Genomic DNA, 23,466 nt, shown 5'->3' on the forward strand with positions numbered 1-23,466 from the left:
GAAATCTAAGTCATCAAAGTTCTGTCGAATTAGGTGTTAGATAGAGGTCTTGTAATAAATGTATAATGCAACAAGTGGGGCTCGTTAATAAAGCTATTGGTAAATCAATAAATACTAAAAGAAATATAGAAGTAATACAGAAAATAATTACAATGAGCATACTATCAAGTTTACGGATGATTGCTTTAATTTTGAGTATGAGGTTAAGTCTGGTTCTGATGATACAGATTGGAACTATGTCAATCAGGTGGCAAATTATGGCGGTGTTAGGCAAATAATGGAACTACCAAAACGAGCGCGTGTAAGCGATTTGACAAATAGAGAGCTCATTCTCTTGGATTTCATGTTCGAGACTCCAGCCCCTCGGCCAATGCTCGAAGATGACGTGTTCCCAATTCATCACAATACAACTTATTCACATGGCTTCAATACACAGGAGCTAAGTAATGTTTTAAACAGGTTTGTGAATCAAGGGCTGATATTTGCTGAAGGTGTTATTTATAGAGGCAAGCAAGCCCAGTCTTTTGGGCTTACCGCAACAGGTGGAAAATTATGGGAGGCCGAACGAAGTCCTATATGGAAACGTTTTGTTGGAGACTGCCAGGTGATGTCGAAACAAGAAGGTAAATGGGAAACAAAAGTCCATTCATATTCAGAAGGTGCATTAGCTGCTTGCATAAAATACTATATAGAAACAGGTTTTCTGGGAAAACCTATTTCTAAGTTGGAATATATGCAAACTACTTCATATGCATTTATTTACTGGAAAGAAAAAAGCACCGTCTATGGATGCCATTATCTGGCTAAGGATAACAGAGAAACTGAAGAAGTAGACTGGGATGAATATGAACAAAGTCGAACATGGTGGAGAAATGTTCGAGAGCTACAAAAAAAATTCGTCTAAAAATATATAACGAGACAAAGGGAATCGTTAATAAAGCAGTTATTCGAAAAAGGAGAGTAAATGGTGTTTTTAAAGAAAATTCTAGAAAAAATCGGAACCGGGTTAGCCTACGGAATTGGTTTTGGAATAATTATGATAGCAATTGCCGGTGGTAGCTCCTTGTATTTTGAGAATAAAGTAGACGAAACGTTCTATGGTGAAGTTGATGGCGATGAGTGTCGTAATTTTAAACAATGCGAAGAAACTTCTGGCTTGAAGTTAAAGATCACAAAAGAAAGAATCAATGAGGAAGATTTTATCCTGTTAGGTAAACTAACAAACTCTGGGGTTATTAAATGGACCTCAGCAAAGGTAAAAGCTGAACTATTTGATAAAGAAGGTAACTTTATTGATGAGTGTACTGAGAGGGTAGATCAGAAAATATTTCCTGGCACAGAGGTTAACTTCAAACTATCTTGTTCTAAGTGTTCAAAAGTTAACTTAGAAGGTTACGCATCCTACAAGGCTTATATTATTGATGGCAATACATGGTGAACCGTATAAAAATGCATCACGAGATAAAGGGGCTTGTTAATAAAGCTGTAAGGCTTTGAAGTGGACATCTCAGTACCGGAGCACACAATGTTCTTTGAGGGTTACCTGGATGCTCTTGATCGTATCTATAGAACTGAAATGGAGCTTTTTTCTCTAGGCGCCTCAATTGCCAGAGGTCATATTTCATCAGCATTAGAGAGTGAGTGCCTTGCGTGTCCGCCTTTGTAGCCCACGAAATATGCCACTCTTCAGACTAATCGATATTTTCGCCCTGGTCACGGCGGATTTCGGTTAATCAATAAGGGAATGATTCTGGCTGAACCTTTTTCTGGACGATAATTCAATGGTTTATTCTGTAAATATGCTTGTTATTCATGGTGTTATATCAGTAAACAAAGAGATATAAAACTCAATGGTTTGAGGTTTCTGCCTGCATCTTCAACGTTTATCATATGCTTTTCTCTGCCCAAGCTGAGTCTACAATCAAATATCTCGATATAATTTACAAAAACAACACTAACACTATTGCAAATGCTGTTGCTAAAAAAGGTAAGATTTGATCACTGATAAGTGGGCCATAGACCAAACTACCTGAGAACAGAGACATAAGAGCTGAAATGATATGGAACTGAACCTTGATGGTGGGCGCTTGGTCATTTTTTTAGGCGGGCTCTCTTTTTTTATCCTCATCGAGTCACTGTTTCCGGCGCGTAGCTGGCGAGGAAAACGGCTCAATCGCATGCTGTTTCACTCGGCAGTAGCAGCCCTCAATACCGTGCTGGTACGGGTTTTGATCTATGTCCCCTTTTTGCTCTGGGTTGTCTATGTTGAGCAGCAAGGCTGGGGCGTTTCACGTTGGTTGGGTCTTAACGGCTGGGTTGAGATTGTACTCTCTCTTATCATGCTTGATATGTTCGACTACTTTTGGCATCGCGCGAATCACCGTATCCCTTTTCTCTGGCGGTTTCACAAGGCACATCACGCCGATACCGAAATGGATGTAACCACTGCCCTGCGTTTTCACCCTGGTGAGCTATTTCTTTCATCATTTGCCAAGGCGTTGTGGGTTCTTGTGTGGGGGCCAACAGCCATTGCCTGGTTTGTGTTTGAAGGTCTGATCAGCCTTTGTGCCCAATTTCATCACAGCAATATCGATCTGCCGGATTCAATTGAGCGAAAACTGTCTCGTGTTATTGTGACACCAAGATTTCATACATCGCACCACATGGTCGATAGAGCGTTTGGCGATGCCAATTTTTCGACCATTTTCAGCTTTTGGGATCCTCTGTTTCGCAGTTACAACCAGGTGCCAGGCGAAACTTCAGCACAAACTGACAGTATTGGATTACCCGAAGCTCGGGAATTGTCATTTTCATTCCGTGCATGGCTTACAGAACCCTTTAGTCGCCGAAATATGGGGTTGGCCGAGTGACAACTAACGATAATTTTCACACCAAAAAGATAAAGACTCCGAGGAGGAGTGACATGAAAAAGATTTTAAGCTTGTTATTAATTCCCTTAACTTCAATCGCTGCTGAACATGCAGGTAAGGCTGCTGAGCATGGTGGTAAAGCGATGCAGAAGAAGGCAGTTGCTGAAAAATCCGCCGAGCATGGGGGTAAGGCAATGGAGGTTAAGGAGAAGGCTGAAGAGGCTGTAGAAGAGGGAGAGGCAGCAATGGATGAGATGAAGAAAGAGCATGGGGGTAAGGCCGCTGAACATGCAGGAAAAGCTTTAAAATAGGATTTTGTCACAATGTCGAGATACCTTGGAATACTGCTTGGCATATTCGGACTGTCCAGCACTATCGCAATCTCAGTGGGCACCGCCTATGGAGTGGATCAAGAGTCGGGTAATGCGCCCACTGATAGTCGTAAATATTATGTCGAAGACATAAAGTCCACGATGGTTAAACATATTGAGGATAGTGTTGATGATGAAGGTATATTTCACCTTCGTGATGATAAGACAGGAGAAGAGCTGGCATTAAAGTTTGTGCGTATCCACGATCCTGTGCGACAGATCGGTAGCGATATCTATTTTGCATGTACCGATTTTCATGTGGTGGGGGAGCCGGATAAGCTCTACGATCTTGATTTTTGGATGAATGATAAAACAGGGATGTTAAAAATCTATCAGTCCAAGGTTCATAAGGAGCCACGCTGGTCCTTTCTATATGGCTGGTATAAGCAGCCGCGATACACATTCGTTAATGACGAGATCGAGTACCTCTATTGAGGTTCTGCTCAATAACTCTATGAAATATTACCGATTTCTGGAGCTGTATCTATTTTGGTCGCCCCATCGAATGGAGTTCTGAATATCAACTCCGCATAACAATCTGAAGCATATCAGGCCAATGGCGCTTGTGAGTTGTCTGATTAACCCAGCGGCCCACAAGAGAGAGATGCAATATTGAGTTCACTTTGGATTACTGTCATTATCTCTGCAACGAAGATCACAGGATCTATATTTACGGTTCTGATGTGACTTACCCAGCCAAAAGCTATCTGGGTATACCTGTCAGGCCAAAATAGTTGAACCACAGAAAAAACAATATACAGATCAGGTAATTACAGAGATTGTTCAGGTGGTCTACCTTGGGCTGTAAATGGGTGGTTTACTGCCGGTTATGGCTCATGTCGTTGCCTGAAACAGGGTATCCTGGACTGATTATATATAGATTGAGTTTTAAGATTATTTGCAACCGGAGTTGATCAAGTGGATAAGTCAGCAAGTGACAGGATACGAAAGTTTATCCTGAGCATGATACCTAACTCAGGCCGACTGAGGTACCTGCTTCATAAACCGGTAATGGAAGATTGGAAGAAGAAGTCAGGCCAGTATCCATTTTTTGACCAGCGTTTTAAAATGTATGACTACGTCAATAATGAGATTTTGAAGGGCTGCGAGATAGATTATCTGGAGTTCGGGGTTTTCAAGGGCGATAGCATCAAATATTTTTCAGGATTGAATAAGCAGGGTGATTCCCGTTTCGTTGGTTTTGATACCTTCGAGGGTCTACCTGAAGACTGGATTGAGTTCTCCCGTACCGTTAAAAAAGAGACCTTCACAACAGAAGGAAATATGCCGTCTATAGACGATGACAGGGTAAGCTTTGTAAAGGGACTGTTCCAGGATAGTTTGCCAGGCTTCCTTGAGACGTTTAAGCCTGACAAACAGCTTGTGATCCATAATGATTCGGATCTCTACTCGGCCACCCTCTATGTGTTGACCTATATGAATCAATATCTCGTGCCAGGTAGCGTCATTATATTTGATGAATTTTATAGCGTGCTCGATGAGTTCAGGGCTTTAGAGGACTATGCTTCTGCCTATATGAGGGAGTATGAGGTTATTGCTGCAACCAATGATCATGTGCAGGTCGTTATTAGGATTTTATAGGTGGTATCTAAGAGCTGCAAAAAAAATCGAGCATCAACAGAAGTTTACTGAAAATATGACCTCGACTGGTGTTGATCAGCCAATTCAAATTCTCGATATTCGTGACTCACCATGGCATGACGGACCCGGACGTACGATTATTGAAGTTGCATCGGGGCTGAAGACTCAAGGTATTGAGATTACGATCGCCAGTTTCGTATCCGATAATTCGGCGGATTCGGACTATCTCAAGAAGGCGAGAGAGAGAGGGCTTGAGTGTATAGAAATCAGAGAGACTAAAACCTTCGAATCTGCAATTGTCGATCAGATTGTCGCGCTCCATCAAAAGATTCCATTCACCATCATTCATACCCACGATCTGAGATCGAATGTATATGGATTGTTGGCTGCCCACAGGTTGAAATTACCCATCATCTCAACGATGCATGGTTGGGTTGCAAATAGTTTTAAAAGAAAAGCGATTATGGTTTTAGGCAATCTGATGTTGTCATACCTGTTTGATGCGGTGATAACCGTATCGAATGCTGCAAAGCAGAGGCTTGATAGTTATCTTCCCTCCGCTCGCGTGCTGACTGTTCATAACACGCTGGATACCAAGAATTATAAGAAAATTGAAGGTGATTCCTTCAGGCGCTCTCTCAATATCCCTAAAGAGACACCGCTGCTGGCGAAAATAGGCAGACTGAGTCCAGAGAAGAGGCAGGAGGATCTCATTCAGGCAGCTGCGCAGTTGCTCGAAGATGGGTATGATTTTAAGATTGTATTTATTGGTGTAGGGCCTGAAGAGAGTCGATTACGCCAGCTGTCGGAACAACTTGGAATAGCTGATGCCATTATATTTTCGGGATTTATCGAGGATATGCTTCCGGTCTACAGCGAAATTGACCTGGTTATTCAAACCTCATCCACTGAAGGCTTGCCGAATGTGATCCTCGAAGCGATGTTGATGAGAGTGCCGGTGATTGCAACTGATGTGGGTGGAACATCTGAAATAGTAGACAGTTCTGAAGTGGCAACACTGATTCCCCCTGAAAATGAAAGTGTACTGGTCTCTACCTTGAAGTCATTCCTGGATAGACCGGAATATTATCACCTTAAACTGGATAGAGCAGAACAACGCATCAAAGAGAGTTTCGATTCAGAGAGACGACTGGAAATGATGGCGGCACTGTATCGTGATCTGAATGGATAAGTGATCTGGTTAGTAAAATCATGAAAGAGTACAGCTTACTTCAGCAACAGCTGGGACTTAGTCAAGGAATACCCTATACAGAAAATTGGACGGCCGGTGCAGACTTTCTTCAGATAATTGTAGATGCCTGTCTAGAGGCTAAGCCTGCATTGGTGCTTGAGTGTAGTAGTGGATTGACTACTCTGATGTTAGCGCGCTGTTGTCAGATCAATGGTGGTGGACGTGTGGTCAGTCTGGAGAATGGTGAGGAATATGCTGATGCTACCCGTAGTTATATTGTAAGATATGAATTACAAGAGTTTGCTACAGTTATTACTGCGCCACTCATTGCGCAGAAGCATGATGGTAGCGAATATTCCTGGTACTCACTAGAAAAACTGCCTGAAGAAAAAATAGATATGTTGGTTATTGATGGGCCTCCCGGATTTATCTGCAGTCATGCCCGCTATCCGGCATTGCCGGTCTGCTATTCAAGTTTGAGGTCTCAAAGTAGGGTCTATCTCGATGATGCAGCTCGTCGGGAGGAGCGTGAGATTGTTTCCATGTGGTGCGAAAAGTTTCCTGATTTAAAACATCAATATATTGAAACCAGTCGAGGTTGTTCAGTTCTAACTCTGGATTGAGGCATTGTGGTGAAACTGCCACTCTTGTAGCGCCATTTTCAGCTCTCCTTGCGCATTAATTTGATCCCAAAAATTTATAAAGTCTTTTTCAGCATGCTCAAGTCTAAATAGTGACTTTAATGGCTTATCTTTTAGAAATAGGGAGATATTGGTTTCGATGGTATCGAGATAATCCTCTGCGATCTGTTCAGGTCGTTGATTGTTGCCACCTAAAAGTATGCCTTCTTTGTAAGCCTTCATGATGCCGAAGTGTGACCTTTTAACAAAGCTGGCAATAGTGTCCTCCCGGTTGCGACTCAGGTGAACATAGTGGGCGGCAGCGCCAAATTTATTATCAATCCGCCCTAAAATCCAACTCAGTCGGTTGTCAGCTTCTATGTGGTTGTCAGGATAGTCGATACGTTTATCACCTGTTAGATGGGCTCTTGTTTCGTGGCCAGTTGTGTAATTGGTGATATGTTCACAAGCCCTGATGAAGGTTGTAGAGCCGCACCTGCCAGAGTTAAGAATAAAAATATTCATGGTTCTCTTCCGAGTGCCTCAATCCAGTTAATTCGATCCAAGGGGTAGTTGAAAATTGCATCTTTTATTTCATTGCATCTGGATTGTCGGTGAGCAGTGTCATTGATCAGACGATAGCTGTTAGACCGGTTACCAAAATTATTCTCCATGTTATTCAGGAAATCGTGCAAATTATCACTTACTTGATTGTAATTGAGTAGCGTATGCCACCACCTGTCAGGTTGATCTATTGCAGATCTGAGCGCATCAATTTTGTTACTGATCTGGTCTTGTTTTAGCAAATATTTATCAAGCATATTCTTGGTGATGTGCGCAATGGTTTGTTCAACTACCTTGTCATTGGGTACTGTTTTTGGAAACCCAAGCTCAGTCAGTCGTTGTATGGTAAACAACATCACGTCACCAAAGAACTGTTTTTCAAATTCACCACTAAGGTCGACACAATTGTGTTGCCGTTCTACACCGGATCTGAATTCAGATTCATTGGTCTCTATCAGGGTGCGTTTATGCATCATGGGTAGGTTTGCTGAGATGAAAGCGCCATCTAATTCAGATTTAAGAAGACGTCCAAGTACTGGGCCAGCCATTCTGAGGCTTAAAGTGGCAAAGGGTATAAAATGGTGAAGCGCACTACCATTGATTATGTAGTTGCCGGTGTAGACGGTACGGGCAGGGGTGATACTCGAGTGCAAAGCTGAATGGATGTAATGGGATTGACGTGTTGGGTGCTGTCCGTCAAAGAAGGCGTTCAGCTTTGCAGCAAAGTCAGTTAAACACACCTTGTTGCTATGGTCGCCATCTAAGGTGCAGCAGTAGTTATAGGTGCTATGTTTGGTTTTGAAGCCAAAAAGGTCGGCCATGTCATGATATGCCGCATCTTCTACAGTAGGAGAGTCTTGCTGGTGAAATTCACAGGCATGGTGAGGGTCCAGGTTTTTAACTTTGGATATAAAGCCGGCAACGTCGTCCAGAAAGTTACCGCCCATTACAGCTGGAGAGACGGGTGGGTCTCCTACAACCTTACCAGTAAGTACCTGGGTACTGGTATGAGAAAAGATATGGTCGATCTGGTGGAAGTAGTTTATTCCATAGACAGATTTACTATCGCTTCCAAAGTTAACCTGGAACTCCTGGTCGCTATCTACGAACCAGGTTAGTGTATTATTTTTTTTATTGATCAGTTCATTCAGTTTCAGATAACAGATGTTACGCGTGATGGAGGCGCCTTTATGGTAGAAGGTATCAGTTGGCTGATCACCTATAATCCTTTTAATCTTTGATCTTTGTTGGCGGTCAAGTTTGGCAATTTGTGACTGTTGCTCTTCCAGTCCGAAATATGTACTGGACAATCCTAAGCGATCGAATGTCTCAACAGTCAGTTTAATAGCCTCTCTATTCTGCTCACTCTGACTATCATCTGCGACCAAAACATTGATTTTTTTATATCGGTCGCCCTCTCTGCCGCCATAGTAGAATCGTTGGCATAGTGTCAGTAGTGAATTCAGGCAGTTTTTCAGATGTTGTGGTCTGTCTGCGATCGGTATAACAATGATAAAGTTATGACGATCATCACCAGCAAGCTGGGATAGCTGAGACTCCATTTCATGGAAAAGAAGCTGTTGCTGTTTCAGTAAGCTATCGGGGTAGCCGCTTTCGGATAATCGTCTCTCTAAAGTTATTGCTGCGCTGTTGTATAGTTCAAGCAGATTTTCTGCTGTGAGTTGGCTCTCCGGCTTAAGTTTGTGCTCATTGAGTCTCTTAATGAGACTCTGATTATCTACTTCGATATTGGTAGAATCGATTAGCTGGTTGAGCACCACTGGTTTCAGGTGTGCCATTATTCACTCAACGTTTTGAAGAGTAGTTGGGGAAGGCGTTCTTATCAATCGCGATATCTATCAAGTTGATGGATTGACGGAGATCCTGGTTTTCGAACAGATCTGCCAGTTGGTCAATATTGGTTATCTGTTTATATTGTATACCGAATGATTGGGCTAAATGGTGGTAGTCAGGGTTGACGAAGTCACAGTTTATAAAGCGCTTGTCATAAAGTTGATGTTGGTTCTTTCGTATTAAACCCATGGTGCCATTATTAAACATGACGATATTCAGAGGTTTGTTGTAGTTGACCGCTGTCATGATTTCCATGCAGCACATCTGAAAACCACCATCTCCAAGAATCGCAAAGCTCGGTAGGATTTCAGTGAATTGTGCACCAATCGCAGCAGGTATTGCATGTCCCAGGGATGAGATACCTGCGTTCGGGTGGTAGTGATGGTGGTTAGCGACATCGTAGAAGTTCTGGGCAAAAATAATATTGTCATCAAATACCCGTATTTCATCAGAGAATCGTGCGCTCAACTCTTTGTAGAAGGTTTCGATCAGGGAGAATCCGGATTTAAAAATGGTATAACCATTATCGGAAGTACTTTTTAACTGATTGATCGATTGCTCAATCTTTGGAGTGCCTGAATGTCCGCTTTTCTGATCCTTGAGAACGTTCAGCAATGTTTCAAGGATCTGACTGATATCGCCACATATTGCAAGGTCGGTATTTAAGACTTTTCCCAGTTGGTGGGCTGCCTGATCAATTTGGATGATTTTCAGATTACCAAGCAGCGACTTGTCCCAAACATAACTTGTTCTTTCATTAAAACTGGCCCCAAGTACAATCAACAGATCAGCATTCTCCCTAATGTATTGATAGGCGACCCCATTCGAGGTTACGCCGAGGCTTCCCAGGGAGAGATCCGACCGCTCATTGATCACCCCTTTGGCCTTTAAGCTTGAGGCGACAGGGATGTTTAACAAGTTACTGAGCTCTGATAAAGCTTGCTGTGCACCTGATCGAATGGTGCCGTATCCAGCAACAATTACCGGATGATTGGCTTCATTCAATAGTTCCAGGATACTACTGACCAAGTCACTGGTTAGACTGACTGGTGCATGTGGCAGGTTGAATGAGAGCTCGTCCAATATCTCTTCATCAACAAGTTCGCTCTGAACATTGAACGGGATGCTCAATAGAACCGGGCCAGGATTACTCTCCAACAACGCCTTGGTGGTTTGGGTTAAAACCTGCGGTAGATAGTCGACTCGTTCGATGGATTTGCTGTAGCGGGTGATATGTTTGAATAGTGCAACCTGATCGAGGCTGCCGCCTTCACCTGAACTCTCCTGAAGACCTCCTTTTCCAAAGATATAGGTGGGGGCCTCCCCTGTGATCACTAATACAGGCTGTTTGTCGGCGTAGGCATTGGCAATGCCGGTTATCAGGTTGGTTGCCCCTGGTCCGGCCGTTGCGATGCAGGCTGAGACTTTTTCAGATGATTTTGCATAGCCACCTGCCATGAAGGCTGCACCCTGCTCGTGTTTGGCAAGTACGGCTTCAATCTTAGAATCGTAGAGTGCGTCGTAGATGGGTAGAACGTGAGCGCCGGGCATACCGAATATTGTATCAACGCCTAAACGCTCTAAATATCTTACGATTAATTCACTGACTTTTATCTTCATCGAACTTCTAATTCGGGGAATGATATCCAGCTTAGGAGACTAATTAGGATGGCATGCCCAGTCTGTTTATATCTAGCAACATAGACGAAGCGTCGCGTGGTGCGATTCAAGCTCAGGCCTGGGTATTATCCCTGGAGTGCCGGGTTGCAGATAGATGCAAAGTTCGGTGAGGGTATTCGAAATTCTGTAAAAATGCACTATCTCCCATGGATTATTAGTCCCTGACGATAAGTATCCCGACACTCAGGTCTACAAGAGTGGCTCAGAACAAGGCACGGTTCGCAAGTTATGGCTCAAGCGCCGCAACATAGAGCTGTAGCCCTAACCCTATGAGATTAAATGCATATTCCGCAGCTGGTTATCGTCAATTTCCAACTGCGGTGGAGTAGGCAAGACGACTCTCTCTGCCTTGTGTGGGTGCTTCAGGAACCAGTAGGGAGAGGGCAAAAGAGATGGCTGCCATAGCCGCGCCAGCATAGAACACCAGGGCTGGTGAGCTAAGCCAGATCAGGCCGAATAGTGCCGGAATGATAACCGCAGCGATATGGTTGATAGAGAAACTGACCCCGGCTGTCGAGGCAATATCCTCTTTGGCGGCTATTTTCTGAAAGTAGGTTTTCAGAGCAATTGCCATGGCAAAGAAGAGATGGTCAACAATATAGAGCGCGCCTGCCATGATGACATTTTCGACCAGGGCATAGCCACAAAATACCAACACCAATCCGGCATATTCAATAAGCAGTGCCTTGTGTTCACCGATTCTGCCAATCATTCGTCCGATGCGAGGGGCAAGAAAAACATTGATTGAAGCATTGATCAGAAACAGCATGGCAATCTGGGAGACGCTATATCCGAACTTCTCCACCATTAAGAATCCTGCAAATACCACAAAGATCTGACGACGGGCCCCTGACATGAAGGTCAGCAGATAGAATAGCCAATATCGTTTTCGCAATACCATATGCTTGTGCTGCTCTGTTTTTTGGGGGAACAGGGGGAAGATGAACCAGGCGCCCAGAGCAATCAGCAGTGTCAGGCTACCCATAACCAGATAGATCCAGCGGTAATCCAGTTGCAGCAGATTATCCCCAAGCCAGATCAGTCCGAAGGTTATTATCGATGCAAATGAGCCTGCAGCGATCAATCGACCCAGAACTTCGGCAGAATTGGATGTGTCGGTCCACTGCAGGGCCAGGGAAGTCTGCAGTGTTTCGTAATAGTGGAAACCGACAGACATAATGACGGTAGTGATATATAGCCCTAAAGCAGATGGGAAGAAACCTGTCAGCGCAGTGCCTACTCCGAGCAGAGCCAACGAGATATAGGCCAGTTTTTGCTCACGTACCAACAGCAGCAGAAAAACCACGCCAAAAGCGAGAAAGCCCGGTATCTCACGAAGACTTTGGAGTATGCCCATCTCCCTTCCTGAAAAAACCGCTCGTTCGATCGCGAAATTGTTCAACAGGGTCTGCCAGGTGGCAAAACTGAGTGGCACTGCTATCGCCAGCAGAAGCAGCAGAATTTCGGGGCGGTGTTGAATTTTGGTCAGAATGTTTGGCATGAATATATTATGCGGCCATTTTTATTTGGCGTAATAGCTATAATATGACAATGAATAGTGAAAAACAGACAGTGGACTCGCTTGTTCACGTGGGATATATCGTTGATCCCGAGCGGCCTGTGTTGTCCATTTCCGGTGAGCGGAAGGCATCTGAGCAGGTATCCAGGCATGCTCATCTTCGGGGGCAGTTGCTGTTTGCCATTCGCGGAGCGATGAAAGCGACCACAGACGATGGCGCCTGGCTTGTACCGCCATCACAGGCGGTATGGATTCCTGGTGGGGTAATGCATGAGGTTGAAATGGCCCAGGCTGTTTCTCTTCGGTCGATCTATATCGATCCCAGCCACACGACAGATCTGCCTGTGGAGTGTTCTGTTTTGAGGGTGTCACCGCTGTTGCAGGCTTTAATACTTGAAGCCACAGCGATCGGAAATGAGTATCTGCCCGATACTGCCGAAGCCCGCTTAATGTTGGTGATCATAGATCAGCTGAAAAAAATTGAGCAGTTTCACTTCTATCTGCCTTTTTCCGATGAGCCAAAGGTCTCAAAGGTGACAGATGCAATGCTTCAAAATCCAGCAGATAACAGGACTCTGGCAGAGTGGTCAAAACTGATCGGTGCAAGTGAGCGCACCCTTGGGAGACTCTTTTTGCGTCATTTGGGGATGAGCTTCGGGGCCTGGAGACGACGTCTGCGACTCTTGGAGTCGATAGACAGGCTTGGTAATGGTGCTTCAGTTACAGAGGTCTCATACGAGCTTGGATATGCTAGCCCCAGTGCATTTATTGCCATGTTCCGGCAAAATCTGGGGGTCCCTCCTGCGAGGTTTTTTAACTGAATGGTGTTGTTTCAAGGCTATTTTTACCTCATGAAATTGGCTTTGATGTAAACATAGTTTATGATCTCCATCTTTTCCCGGCCTTGTGGGCCGATCAAGTATCAATTCCTCTGGGGATAAACCATGGCACGCGTGACAGTTGAAGATTGTATGGCATATGTTGATAACCGTTTTGATCTGGTATTGCTTGCCACGAAACGTGCCCGCCAGCTGGTGAATGGCGTTGAGCCGCTGCTACCCTGGGAAAATGACAAGCCTACCGTCATGGCACTACGTGAAATTGCTGAGGGCTTGATCAATCATAAGGATGTGGATGCACAGATAGCTAGCCAGGAATCGGTTACGGATGAGGCAATTATGGATGTGGATATCTCCCCAATGGGATCAAATCAATAACCAGCTCCCTTCATTCGCGGTCAAAATGACCGCGCATAACATTTTTCCCGCTTATCGACTTGCAACATAGGGCTGAATCAGCACAGAATCGCTATAACAGCGATTGTGGAGTGCCCGGATGAGCAACCCTTTAGGCCTTATAGATAATGATCAGGATACGCCGCGTTTCCTGATCAGTGATCTGTGCGCCTACCTGGAAGAGTATCTCTCTTCGGATCATATACGCGAAGTCTATCGTGCCTACCTGTTTGGGGCTGAAGCTCATGTAGGGCAGCATCGGAAGACAGGCGAACCCTATATCTATCATCCTGTTGCTGTGGCCCGCATCCTGGCTACCATGCGCATGGACTATAAATGCCTGATGGCTGCCATACTGCACGATGTGATCGAGGATACACCAACTGCCAAGGAGCAGCTGGCCGATACCTTTGATTCAGAGATTGCTGAACTGGTGGATGGGGTCAGCAAGCTCTCAAAAATCGATTTTAATTCTCAGGCCGAGGCCCAGGCTGCAAGTCTGCGTAAGATGCTGTTGGCGATGACCAAGGATATTCGTGTGATCCTTATCAAGCTGTCAGATCGACTGCACAATATGCGCACACTTGGGGTTATGCGCCCGGACAAGTCTCGCCGAATCGCCAAGGAGACACTGGATATCTTTGCGCCGATTGCCAATCGTTTAGGCATCAACAGCATGCGACTCGAATTGGAAGAGCTGGGTTTTGCCGCCTATTGGCCAATGCGATATCGCGCTCTGAAAAAGGCGGTGGCCGATGCCAGAGGGCATCACAGGGAGTTGGTGGAGAATGTTGAGAAGGCTTTGGGCGCCCGTCTCGAGCAAGAGGATTTCCAGGGGCAGGTCTACGGCCGCCAAAAGCATCTCTACAGTATCTATTTAAAAATGGTAGAGAAGAAGCTCAGCTTTTCTGAAGTCGTCGATGTATTTGCCTTTCGTATCGTGGTCGAACGGGTTGATACCTGCTATCGGGTACTCGGTGTGGTGCACAATCTCTATAAACCAATGCCTGGCAGGTTCAAAGACTATATCGCGATACCCAAAGCGAATGGCTATCAATCTTTGCATACCGTGTTGTTCGGCCCCCAGGGCATCCCGATTGAAATTCAGATCCGTACAGAAGAGATGGACAAGCTGGCTGAATCCGGTATTGCTGCACATTGGATGTATAAAACCGGCGAGGCCAGTGGGCAGTGGGTTAAGTCCAGAGCCTCTGACTGGCTGCAAAACCTACTGGAAATGCAGCAAGGCGTTGGTGACTCAATGGAGTTTCTGGAGCACGTCAAAGTCGACCTGTTCCCTGATGAGGTCTATGTGTTCACTCCCAGAGGACGCATCATGGTGCTTCCTAAAGGCGCTACGGTTGTAGATTTCGCCTACAGCGTCCATACCGATGTTGGTAATACCTGTGTTGCGGCACGGGTTGATCGCCGCCTGGTGCCATTGCGAACCCGATTGCATAATGGCCAGACAGTGGAAATCATCAATTCTGAAACTGCTGGCCCCAGTCCTGCCTGGCTGAATTTTGTCGTTACCGGCAAGGCCAGAGCCAATATCCGCTCCTATCTGAAGAATCTTCAGGATCAGGAAGCGGTAAATTTGGGTAAGCGATTGCTGGAAAGAGAGTTGAACCTGATTTCACTGAAGTTGGATGAGATAGATAAAGAGCAGGTGGAAAAGGTATTGGAAGAGTTCCGGCTGGAGAGCTTGGATAAGCTGCTTGCCGGCATAGCCCTGGGTAATCATATGCCAATGTTGATTGCCCGGCGTATGGCAGGAGAAGAGATGGCTCCCGCTGTGAATGAAACCAGTCCACAAGAGATAGAGCAGCCTTCGGGTGGATTGGCGATCAGGGGCACTGAAGGCATGGTCGTCAACTTCGCAAAGTGTTGCTGGCCGATACCAGGTGATGCCATTGTTGGTGTCTTCAATCCGGGTAAGGGGATCGTAATTCACCGTCAGGGCTGCCCCAACCTGGGAGACTACAAGAAGCATGGTCATAAGTGGATTGAGGCTGAATGGGAAACCGATGTAAAAGGTGAATTCGCGACCAAGATCAGGGTTGAGTCTGGTAACCAGCGTGGGGTATTGGCTTCTGTGGCTTCGGTGATTTCTCAGCAGGAATCCAACATCGAGCATGTTGGCTCAGAAGAGCGGGATGGTCTCTCGTCAACATTGGTATTCATCATTACCGTGAAGAGTCGTCGTCATCTGGCGAGGATTATGCGTCAGGTAAGATCGTTGCCATCTGTGATGCGCATCAATCGAGTCAAGTAGAGGATTCAGTCACTAAGTGTTGAGCTTTGAGTTCTTGCAATGTGCTTTTATTTATCTCTTTGACAGATAAATAGTATAGGATCATATGGCAGGTCCAATAAAAAAAGAGGAATTTCATAATGAGTCGAGAAATCATCCGAACTGACCAGGCTCCGCAAGCTATAGGAACCTATTCCCAAGCGGTTAAAGTTGGTCAGACAGTCTATTTGTCGGGTCAGATTCCCTTGGTTCCCGAGACTATGGAGATGGTTGAGGGTGGTATTGAACAGCAAATCAGAAGGGTGTTCGATAACCTGCATGCAGTTGCGAGAGCGGCTGGCGGAAACCTTTCTGATGTCGTTAAACTGAACGTTTTTCTTACCGATTTAGTCCATTTTCCTGTAGTAAATGAGGTGATGGCCGATTACTTTTCACAACCCTACCCGGCAAGGGCAGCTATTGGTGTGGCCGCACTTCCAAAAGGTGCAGAAGTAGAGATGGATGCAGTTATGGAAATCGATTCATAATGGGTTAGCTGTAAAAAAGCCCACATTTTGATGTCAACAGATATCGGAGCGTGATGAGCAACAAACTTCAGCAGATGATGCAGGTAAATATAAAGGGCAGGGCCTTTGTTATCTGCCAATCCCGTGGTGTTTCTGATCCCAGTATAATTTCTTACTATGTACAGATACTCGAAGAAGCAACTATGGCAATGCTATCGGATGATAGCTCTATCACAGATTTTCATGCAGCCCTGAATGAACAAGCGGCTTGGCTTGAGCGGGAAATTGACCAGCTGAATGAGGCTGGTCCAGCCGTAGACGAGGCTTCCTCAACCTCCGATAATCCAATTGATGATGGCGAAGAGAAGCAGGAAAAACAACCCAAACCTGAGCGCGATCATAAGAAAGAATCAGGCTATGTACCAGACGCCAAGTCGATGCCGGAACGTCTTAAGGATCGGCGTGCTGAAATGGAACATCTTTTAGCCAATGATTGTGTGACATTGAAATTGGTGACTCCGAAACAAGCCAAGAAATATGTTCAGGGATTGGTGGGCAGAGATCCGAAAAAAGCAGAAGCAGATCTGGTTGCTGAGTTACGTAATGCTCTGCATCAGCATGTCGTCAGTTTTATTCGTAAAAACAATGGCGGGCCCTGGAACAGTGCCACTGAGCAGACTGAAATAAGGATGCAGATAGCCAAGACCAAGTCCCTTCAAGCCTTGGTCAACCTTTCAAAGATGCTACTTAGTGAAAGGGAAGAGTGGGTGCGGAAATCCAAAAAAAGTCTGGTTGGTCGCTTGTTTGGCGGACGGGTAAAGCTGGATTAATAGAAGCATCTTCAGATGCGGCAAATAGCCACTACTGTTTGGATGGATTCACTAATGTAGGGTGCGGCCCTGCCGCACCATGCTTAAGTGAAAACACCTAACACGTAGCTTAGCTGCAGTCTTCGAATAGACGGCTGTTTACGCTTCTCCAAATAGTGTCACCATTATTCGACGCCTGTGTGGATGGGTTCGATGCTCCCAAAGATAGATCCCTTGCCAGGTGCCTAGTGTAAGATCTCTATTAGTAATTGGTATGCTTAGATCCAGATGGGTCAGGATGGAGCGAACATGGGCAGGCATATCATCAGCTCCTTCCTGGATATGATCAAAGATCGGATCGCCGTCAGGTACCAGTCTGGAGATGAATCTTTCCAGGTCTGAGCGGACATCGGGATCAGCATTTTCACACAGGATCAATGAGGCACTGGTGTGCTGTATAAAGAGTTGGCAGATACCGGTTCTGATACCCGATTGCGCGACTATTTCTGCTACCTGGTGGGTAATGTCATATGTCTTCCTGCCCTGTGTTTGAATGTTTAGTGTTTCCTGAAACACCATTTTTGCTTTACTCCCGCCTGTTCTGGCATGCTAATCATTAAGGCAACCTGTCAATCATGCCATGTTCCGACATATGTTTGGCCCAGGCTTATAGCTAGCTGCCGATTTTCATTATGAGCGATCTACCTTGACTGCTGTCTGAGTAGGAAGGGTAGTTTACATCTAAAAGAGTGAAAACGAGTCGACATTGATCAAGGATACTTCGTCTAAAAGTCTGGCCGATCAGCCTGTCACACTGTTGAAAGGGGTCGGGGCAAGGAATGCCGAAAAACTCGCCAAACTGGGGATCAGTTCGCTTCAGGATCTTCTGTTCCATCTCCCTTTGCGCTATCAGGATCGTACCCGGGTTCACCCCATTGGCAGTTTGCGTCGGGGGGATCAGGTGGTTATCGAAGGTGAGGTGGATCTGTCGGAGATTAAGTTTGGACGACGACGCTCGTTGATGGTGCATTTGTCTGATGGCACCGGGAGCCTGTTTTTACGATTCTTCTATTTCAGTAATGCTCAGCGTCAGGCCTTGGCTCGGGGTGTGCGTCTACGATGCTTCGGTGAAGTCCGTAGCGGCCCTAACAGCCTGGAGATGGTTCATCCTGAGTATCAGGCAGTCAATGTTGGTGAACCGATGGCTGTAGATGAAGCGTTGACATCGGTCTACCCGACAACAGAAGGCGTACACCAGTTGACCTTAAGGGGGTTGATGCGGCAGCTACTAGATATTTTAGAGCTGCAGCCCACCTCTCTGCCTGAATTACTGCCAGCTACCCTGCTGGGTCGTTTTCAGTTACCAAATCTGCTTCAAGCCGTCTGTTTTCTGCATCGACCACCTCCGGATGTGGATCTGCAGCTGTTGTTGTCCGGTCAACACCCAGCCCAGCAACGGCTCGCATTTGAGGAGCTGTTGGCGCATCAGATCAGCCTCTTGATTGTCCGCGCCAGGCACCAAAGTATTGAGACTACTGTTTACCCCGTTAAGAACCCTCTGCAGCAGGATTTAATAGAGGCTTTGCCCTTTAGTCTGACTGAGGCCCAGGTTAAAGTTGTTGGTGAAATAGAAGAGGATCTGGCCTCAGCCAAACCGATGCAGCGTTTGGTGCAGGGTGATGTTGGATCAGGTAAAACAGTGGTCAGTGCACTGGCAGCGCTTCAGGTGATAGGTGCCGGGAGTCAGGTTGCATTGATGGCCCCTACTGAATTGCTTGCAGAGCAGCATTTGCGCAATTTCAGTCAATGGCTACAGCCCTTGGGGGTAGAGATAGCCTGGCTTACCGGACGACTCAAAGGGCGCTCCAGAGAACAGGTTTTGCAACACATAGCCTCAGGTCAGGTGCAGATGGTTGTCGGAACTCAAGCCCTGTTTCAGGATGATGTAACATTCAGTGACCTTGGATTGATAGTTATTGACGAGCAACACCGATTTGGCGTTCATCAACGACTTGCATTGCGGGAAAAAGGTCAGCGACAAAACCATATACCACACCAGCTGATTATGACCGCAACCCCAATCCCGCGTACGCTGGCGATGACAGCCTATGCGGATCTCGATCTCTCAGTAATCGATGGTTTACCTCCCGGTCGTAAGCCGGTGGCTACTGCAGTGATTTCAAGCGGGCGTCGCGATGAAGTGGTTGCCCGTGTGCAGGCAGCATGCGCAGAGGGTCGTCAGGCCTATTGGGTCTGCACTTTGATCGAGGAGTCTGAGGTCCTGCAGTGTCAGGCGGCGGAAGAGACAGAGAAGTTATTGTCAGAGGCCTTGCCTGATCTCAATGTTGGATTGGTTCATGGACGTATCAAGCAGGATGAAAAAGAGCGGATGATGGCGGCCTTCAAGTCGGGAGAACTCGACTTGCTGGTAGCTACGACCGTGATTGAAGTCGGCGTGGATGTACCCAACGCAAGCCTGATGATCATTGAAAATCCGGAAAGGTTGGGCTTGGCGCAGCTACATCAATTACGTGGCAGGGTAGGGCGTGGCAGTGCAGAGAGCCACTGTGTTCTGATGTATCAGTCGCCCTTGTCTCTCCAGGCGAAGGAGCGCTTGGCGATACTGCGTGAAACAGGAGATGGTTTCCTGATTGCCCAGAAAGATCTGGAAATGCGGGGGCCAGGAGAGGTGCTTGGTACCCGTCAGACGGGAGAGATGCAGTTGCGTATTGCCGATCTGATCAGGGACCAGGATATTCTGGATGATGTACGTGAGGCCGCAGAAATGATGTTGAAACTTGATCCACCTGGCGCTTCAAACCTGGTCAAAAGGTGGTTGGGTGATCGTGTTGATTATGGGCGGGTTTGAGATGCCTGAAATCAATCGAGCCATCCAGGATCTCCTGCTATTTAGAGATGTTCGTCAAGTGCTCGTCTGCTGTGCGATAATCTAGATTTTTCAAGGAACATAGCTTGAATCAGCGAAGCAGTAAGAGGTCACAACGGGAACCCAATTGGAGCGATTGGTCACAGCGTCGTTATGGCGGTGTTCCTATTGATGCTCAGGCCTGGTTGCGCGACACGGGTTCTTTGACCAAGCGGGTTATAGAGCATTGTGGAGAAGGCAGGTTCAGGGTGCGTCTGCTTCAGCAGGGGTGGGATATACCGCTAAACAGCGAACGCCAGGCGCTACATATCAGACAGGGGCGTTTGGCGCTGATCCGTGATGTGGTTCTGCTGTGCGAGGATGCACCATGGGTATTTGCCAGAACCTGGATACCCGTAAAGACCCTGAAAGGGTCAGCAAGACGTCTAATGCAGCTCGGAGAGCGTCCGCTGGGTGCCGTGCTCTTCTCTGACCCGAAAGTATCTCGCGGTTCTACACTGATCGCCCGGCTTACTCCAGGCCATACCCTATTTGATGCCGCAAGTTCGCAGCTTGAACAGATGCCAGAGCAACTCTGGGGCAGGCGAACTCTATTTTACGTTGATTCCAGGCCGATTTTGATTAACGAACTCTTTCTTCCAGATTTGCCGATGCAGAGGTGTGGCAAACAATGACGAGGCGTGCTCAGAATATGGCCATGTCGCCATCTTGGGAGTGGCGAGAACGTTTGAGAAACTATGTTCTGCTAGTGAGGTTGCATCGACCTATCGGTATTTTACTACTGCTTTGGCCAACCTTGTGGTCACTGTGGATAGCGGGAGAGGGCTCACCACCCTGGGGAATGGTTCTGGTGTTCAGTCTGGGGGTGGCGATCATGCGCTCTGCGGGCTGCGCAATTAATGACTATGCAGATCGGGATTTTGATGGTCATGTGGCCAGAACTGAGAGCCGTCCCATCGCCGCCGGACTTGTGAAACCTGGTGAAGCAATCGCAGTTTTTGTCGCACTTTCACTTCTCGCAGCCAGCCTGCTTATTTTTCTAAATTGGCCCACCCGTTTCATGTCTCTTGTGGCATTGGGGCTGGCAACACTCTATCCATTTATGAAGCGCTTCACTCACCTGCCACAGGTGGTACTGGGTGCCGCGTTTGGCTGGGCAGTGCCGATGGTTTTTATGGCCCTCACCGGAAGCCTGCCTCTATTGGCCTGGTTACTGTTCCTCAGTGCCATCCTATGGGCTCTGATCTACGATACCCAGTATGCCATGGTGGATCGGGATGATGATCTTAAAATCGGAGTCAAATCCAGCGCGATACTCTTTGGCAGGCATGATAATTTTATTATGGGAGTGCTGCAGGCTGTGATGATCGGCTTACTGGTTCTGATCGGTTTTTTGAGTGATCGCGGTGAACTCTACTATCTTGGGATTGCTGCTGCCGCGATCCTGTTCATTTATCAACAGTGGTTGACTCGAGAGCGGGAGTCCAGGGCCTGCTTTAAAGCCTTTATGAATAACAATCTGTTCGGCATGGTGGTGTTTATTGGCTTGTTACTCGATTTTAGCGTCTAGAGCAGTCTCAGTTTCACATGTGGTTTCCTGGTTCGCACAGATACCACGAAACCAAGCGCGGCCTTTAGAGGCCTTCTGTTCATCAATAGATAGTTTTCTCAGTGATAAGGTTTGCTGATTGCGTCTCTTTTTAAGGGAATAGTCGAGCAGTACCCATTCACCATCGCAGGCCACAATAAGCTCTATATCCCCCATTGAGGTTAACCAATCACCATGAAGGTCGAGTGCTTTTCGACTCGCAGCATCCGGAAGTAGATAACCACTACCTGACTGCACGATAAAATCCACCCTGTCTCCAGGAATCCAGCCCGTTCCGCTATAGGTAGACCTAAGCGGCAGGTTGCTTCGATTCGGATCGTCTTTTGCACCGGTAATCTTCATCCAGCCGTTGTGCGATCCGATAATCTGGAACTCAATACCAAAGTTGTGGCTGCTAAAATTTTTCACATAGGCGGGTAAGGTTCCGAGCACCTCTGCATGGGCAGTTGCTGATGAGCGAACCTCTAAACCATCCTGATGAGTATCCTTTGACCAGCCCTCAAGCCGACAATCTGTTTCAGAAGCTGGTAACCAGGCCTCTTCTGCCAGGGTGGCAGTTGCTTGTAGAGAGCAGAGCAGCACGACAAGCACATGCTTAAGTCTTTGAGCGTCGATGGTGTATTTATGCTGTGTGATTATGGTGAAACCTCTGTTAATACGTAGTTCCATGTGCCTTGTGAGCTATTGCTGGTGACGCTGTTTTCAAAACGCATATAGTCATCTGGGTGTATGGTCGTGCAACCTGCCGAGTCAGTATTGGTCCGGCTTCCGGAGTGGATCTTGAATGTGCGATTCAGATCACTGATCGCTGCTGGATCGCTATTATCGATATAACCATTTCCCGCAGTGAATCTTTCTACGCCACCTTGCCCTTGACTGACTGCCTGTTGCGTCGGTCTTAGGGCAAAGTCAGTGCCTCCTGCAGAGGCTGGATTTCTATGCGTGTCCTCGTACATCTGTATAGTTTGTGGTGAGGCAAGTCTGCCTTGATCAGGTACACCGTCCCCTGTCACATCATCACCTTCTGCTCGCCTGTAGCGGTTGTCAGGATGGTTCGCCAAATTAGCATCGTATTGTGCTGTAGGTTCTGTTGATACACGAAAAAACTCTTCTACATGTACCGTGCCATTGGCTTCTCTGGAGATGACAGCAATGCGGTCGTCATAGACTCCTCTACCACTATTTTCCAAGGTGCTGTTTTCCGAACGTAGACCAACAACCACACTGTTTCCACTCTTTAGATCATTCAGGGCGGTAGTGTCACCACGAGTCTGGACAATACTGGAATAGACTTCAAACTTCTGTTGTTCAGTCAGGCCGGTTGTGTTTGGCATCTCTGGAGGATTGTTGCCCGCCGCGTTGATCAGTCGAATTGCTGTTCCTACTTCAGCTGGAGAGGGGGTTAAGGTCTGCATGGCCTGAGTATCATAGGTTGATATCGAGTATTGCAGTTTTGCGCTGACCATCCGATCAAAGGCTTGCTGCATGACCATGGGTTGTCCATCTTTCATACTGTTCAGAAGGGCAACCGCCTCTCCCTGCCTGCCCTGGCTAAATAGATCAGCGACCTCTTGAGTCGCGTCGCAATTGTTTCGGCTTGAACTGTGAGGAGTAGTACGAAATGCACCAGGCAGATAGCTTGAAGCTGATGTCTGTTGGCCACCTGGGGCGACGCTTGAACCATTCATGGTCAAATCTCCTGTCTCTCATTTCCTTGATCTACTAGGAGACTATATGATTTTGATCGTTTAGAGCACTGGGGATAACCCTAGTGTGGTGCGTCATATAAACCCTATATTTAGACAAGGCCTATCTCAGTTTGCGTTTAAATCACCTGCCTCGCCCTGCGGGAAGCCACTCAAGCCGCGATTGCGGCGTTGCACCCCTTGGTAAG

The 23,466-nt window shown here is 46.7% G+C and carries 23 protein-coding genes; 16 read left to right on the plus strand and 7 right to left on the minus strand.

Translation table 11 applies throughout. From position 1 onward, the window contains the following. The first annotated feature begins 277 nt into the window (after positions 1–277). The 8 genes from AC4IE7_RS04830 to AC4IE7_RS04865 all read left to right on the plus strand — a co-directional run bounded on the left by AC4IE7_RS04830 (position 278) and on the right by AC4IE7_RS04865 (position 6,658). Complete coding sequence (locus tag AC4IE7_RS04830) at positions 278–904, plus strand: hypothetical protein (protein ID WP_490775678.1); 627 nt, start codon at positions 278–280, stop codon at positions 902–904. Positions 905–964: 60 nt separating this feature from the next. Beyond that, complete coding sequence (locus AC4IE7_RS04835) at positions 965–1,438, plus strand: FxLYD domain-containing protein (protein ID WP_490775679.1); 474 nt, start codon at positions 965–967, stop codon at positions 1,436–1,438. Positions 1,439–2,060: 622 nt separating this feature from the next. After that, positions 2,061–2,870: a sterol desaturase family protein gene (locus AC4IE7_RS04840; RefSeq protein ID WP_490775680.1), complete on the plus strand. Its 810-nt coding sequence runs from the start codon at positions 2,061–2,063 to the stop codon at positions 2,868–2,870. Positions 2,871–2,923: 53 nt separating this feature from the next. Continuing rightward, the gene (locus AC4IE7_RS04845) at positions 2,924–3,181 is read left to right on the plus strand and encodes a hypothetical protein (RefSeq protein WP_490775681.1); all 258 of its coding nucleotides are present in this window, start codon (positions 2,924–2,926) and stop codon (positions 3,179–3,181) included. Positions 3,182–3,193: 12 nt separating this feature from the next. Then, positions 3,194–3,676, plus strand: a complete 483-nt coding sequence (locus AC4IE7_RS04850) for a hypothetical protein (RefSeq protein WP_490775682.1) — start codon at positions 3,194–3,196, stop codon at positions 3,674–3,676. Positions 3,677–4,159: 483 nt separating this feature from the next. Then, entirely contained in the window at positions 4,160–4,843 is a 684-nt protein-coding gene (locus AC4IE7_RS04855) for a TylF/MycF/NovP-related O-methyltransferase (protein ID WP_490775683.1), read from the plus strand. Positions 4,844–4,898: 55 nt separating this feature from the next. Continuing rightward, positions 4,899–6,035 (plus strand): glycosyltransferase family 4 protein, encoded by a 1,137-nt coding sequence (locus tag AC4IE7_RS04860; RefSeq protein ID WP_490775684.1) that lies wholly within the window; start codon positions 4,899–4,901, stop codon positions 6,033–6,035. Between the two features lie 20 nt (positions 6,036–6,055). After that, entirely contained in the window at positions 6,056–6,658 is a 603-nt protein-coding gene (locus AC4IE7_RS04865) for a class I SAM-dependent methyltransferase (RefSeq protein WP_490775685.1), read from the plus strand. Here AC4IE7_RS04865 and AC4IE7_RS04870 read toward each other — a convergent pair. The 4 genes from AC4IE7_RS04870 to AC4IE7_RS04885 all read right to left on the minus strand — a co-directional run bounded on the left by AC4IE7_RS04870 (position 6,644) and on the right by AC4IE7_RS04885 (position 12,254). Beyond that, positions 6,644–7,180 carry a hypothetical protein gene (locus AC4IE7_RS04870; protein WP_490775686.1) on the minus strand — a complete coding sequence of 179 codons (537 nt, stop codon included), beginning with the start codon at positions 7,178–7,180 and terminating at the stop codon, positions 6,644–6,646. The genes AC4IE7_RS04865 and AC4IE7_RS04870 overlap by 15 nt on opposite strands. Continuing rightward, complete coding sequence (locus AC4IE7_RS04875) at positions 7,177–9,018, minus strand: hypothetical protein (RefSeq protein ID WP_490775687.1); 1,842 nt, start codon at positions 9,016–9,018, stop codon at positions 7,177–7,179. Before AC4IE7_RS04875 ends, AC4IE7_RS04870 begins: the two co-directional genes overlap by 4 nt. Before the next feature lie 7 nt (positions 9,019–9,025). After that, positions 9,026–10,693 carry a thiamine pyrophosphate-binding protein gene (locus AC4IE7_RS04880; protein ID WP_490775688.1) on the minus strand — a complete coding sequence of 556 codons (1,668 nt, stop codon included), beginning with the start codon at positions 10,691–10,693 and terminating at the stop codon, positions 9,026–9,028. Positions 10,694–11,057: 364 nt separating this feature from the next. Beyond that, entirely contained in the window at positions 11,058–12,254 is a 1,197-nt protein-coding gene (locus tag AC4IE7_RS04885; protein ID WP_490775689.1) for an MFS transporter, read from the minus strand. 44 nt (positions 12,255–12,298) lie between these two features. Here AC4IE7_RS04885 and AC4IE7_RS04890 point away from each other — a divergent pair, with 44 nt between their 5' ends. The 5 genes from AC4IE7_RS04890 (at position 12,299) to AC4IE7_RS04910 (ending at position 17,097) form a co-directional block, all read left to right on the plus strand. Further along, positions 12,299–13,093 (plus strand): AraC family transcriptional regulator, encoded by a 795-nt coding sequence (locus AC4IE7_RS04890; protein WP_490775690.1) that lies wholly within the window; start codon positions 12,299–12,301, stop codon positions 13,091–13,093. 123 nt (positions 13,094–13,216) lie between these two features. Further along, positions 13,217–13,489 (plus strand): DNA-directed RNA polymerase subunit omega, encoded by a 273-nt coding sequence (rpoZ, locus tag AC4IE7_RS04895; protein ID WP_490775691.1) that lies wholly within the window; start codon positions 13,217–13,219, stop codon positions 13,487–13,489. A 118-nt stretch (positions 13,490–13,607) separates the two neighbouring features. Further along, complete coding sequence (spoT, locus tag AC4IE7_RS04900; protein WP_490775692.1) at positions 13,608–15,782, plus strand: bifunctional GTP diphosphokinase/guanosine-3',5'-bis pyrophosphate 3'-pyrophosphohydrolase; 2,175 nt, start codon at positions 13,608–13,610, stop codon at positions 15,780–15,782. 119 nt (positions 15,783–15,901) lie between these two features. Beyond that, the gene (locus AC4IE7_RS04905; RefSeq protein ID WP_490775693.1) at positions 15,902–16,288 is read left to right on the plus strand and encodes a RidA family protein; all 387 of its coding nucleotides are present in this window, start codon (positions 15,902–15,904) and stop codon (positions 16,286–16,288) included. 53 nt (positions 16,289–16,341) lie between these two features. Further along, on the plus strand, positions 16,342–17,097 hold the full coding sequence (locus tag AC4IE7_RS04910; protein ID WP_490775694.1) for a hypothetical protein: 756 nt from the start codon (positions 16,342–16,344) through the stop codon (positions 17,095–17,097). A gap of 138 nt (positions 17,098–17,235) precedes the next feature. On the opposite strand, the gene AC4IE7_RS04915 is transcribed toward AC4IE7_RS04910, so the two are convergent. Beyond that, positions 17,236–17,655: a secondary thiamine-phosphate synthase enzyme YjbQ gene (locus AC4IE7_RS04915; protein ID WP_490775695.1), complete on the minus strand. Its 420-nt coding sequence runs from the start codon at positions 17,653–17,655 to the stop codon at positions 17,236–17,238. Positions 17,656–17,842: 187 nt separating this feature from the next. On the opposite strand from AC4IE7_RS04915, the gene recG reads away from it, so the two are divergent. The 3 genes from recG to ubiA all read left to right on the plus strand — a co-directional run bounded on the left by recG (position 17,843) and on the right by ubiA (position 21,533). After that, positions 17,843–19,945, plus strand: a complete 2,103-nt coding sequence (gene recG, locus AC4IE7_RS04920) for an ATP-dependent DNA helicase RecG (protein ID WP_490775696.1) — start codon at positions 17,843–17,845, stop codon at positions 19,943–19,945. Positions 19,946–20,049: 104 nt separating this feature from the next. After that, positions 20,050–20,637, plus strand: a complete 588-nt coding sequence (locus AC4IE7_RS04925; RefSeq protein ID WP_490775697.1) for a chorismate--pyruvate lyase family protein — start codon at positions 20,050–20,052, stop codon at positions 20,635–20,637. Further along, the gene (gene ubiA, locus AC4IE7_RS04930; RefSeq protein ID WP_490775698.1) at positions 20,634–21,533 is read left to right on the plus strand and encodes a 4-hydroxybenzoate octaprenyltransferase; all 900 of its coding nucleotides are present in this window, start codon (positions 20,634–20,636) and stop codon (positions 21,531–21,533) included. The genes AC4IE7_RS04925 and ubiA overlap by 4 nt, the downstream gene beginning before the upstream one ends. On the opposite strand, the gene AC4IE7_RS04935 is transcribed toward ubiA, so the two are convergent. Both AC4IE7_RS04935 and AC4IE7_RS04940 read right to left on the minus strand, forming a co-directional pair. Continuing rightward, positions 21,513–22,241: an SH3 domain-containing protein gene (locus AC4IE7_RS04935; RefSeq protein ID WP_490775699.1), complete on the minus strand. Its 729-nt coding sequence runs from the start codon at positions 22,239–22,241 to the stop codon at positions 21,513–21,515. The two genes, ubiA and AC4IE7_RS04935, sit on opposite strands and share 21 nt — an antisense overlap. Beyond that, complete coding sequence (locus AC4IE7_RS04940; protein WP_490775700.1) at positions 22,208–23,260, minus strand: hypothetical protein; 1,053 nt, start codon at positions 23,258–23,260, stop codon at positions 22,208–22,210. The genes AC4IE7_RS04935 and AC4IE7_RS04940 overlap by 34 nt, the downstream gene beginning before the upstream one ends. Positions 23,261–23,466 lie beyond the last annotated feature (206 nt).

Source organism: Candidatus Thiodiazotropha sp. AKAK3 (genome assembly GCF_058244645.1).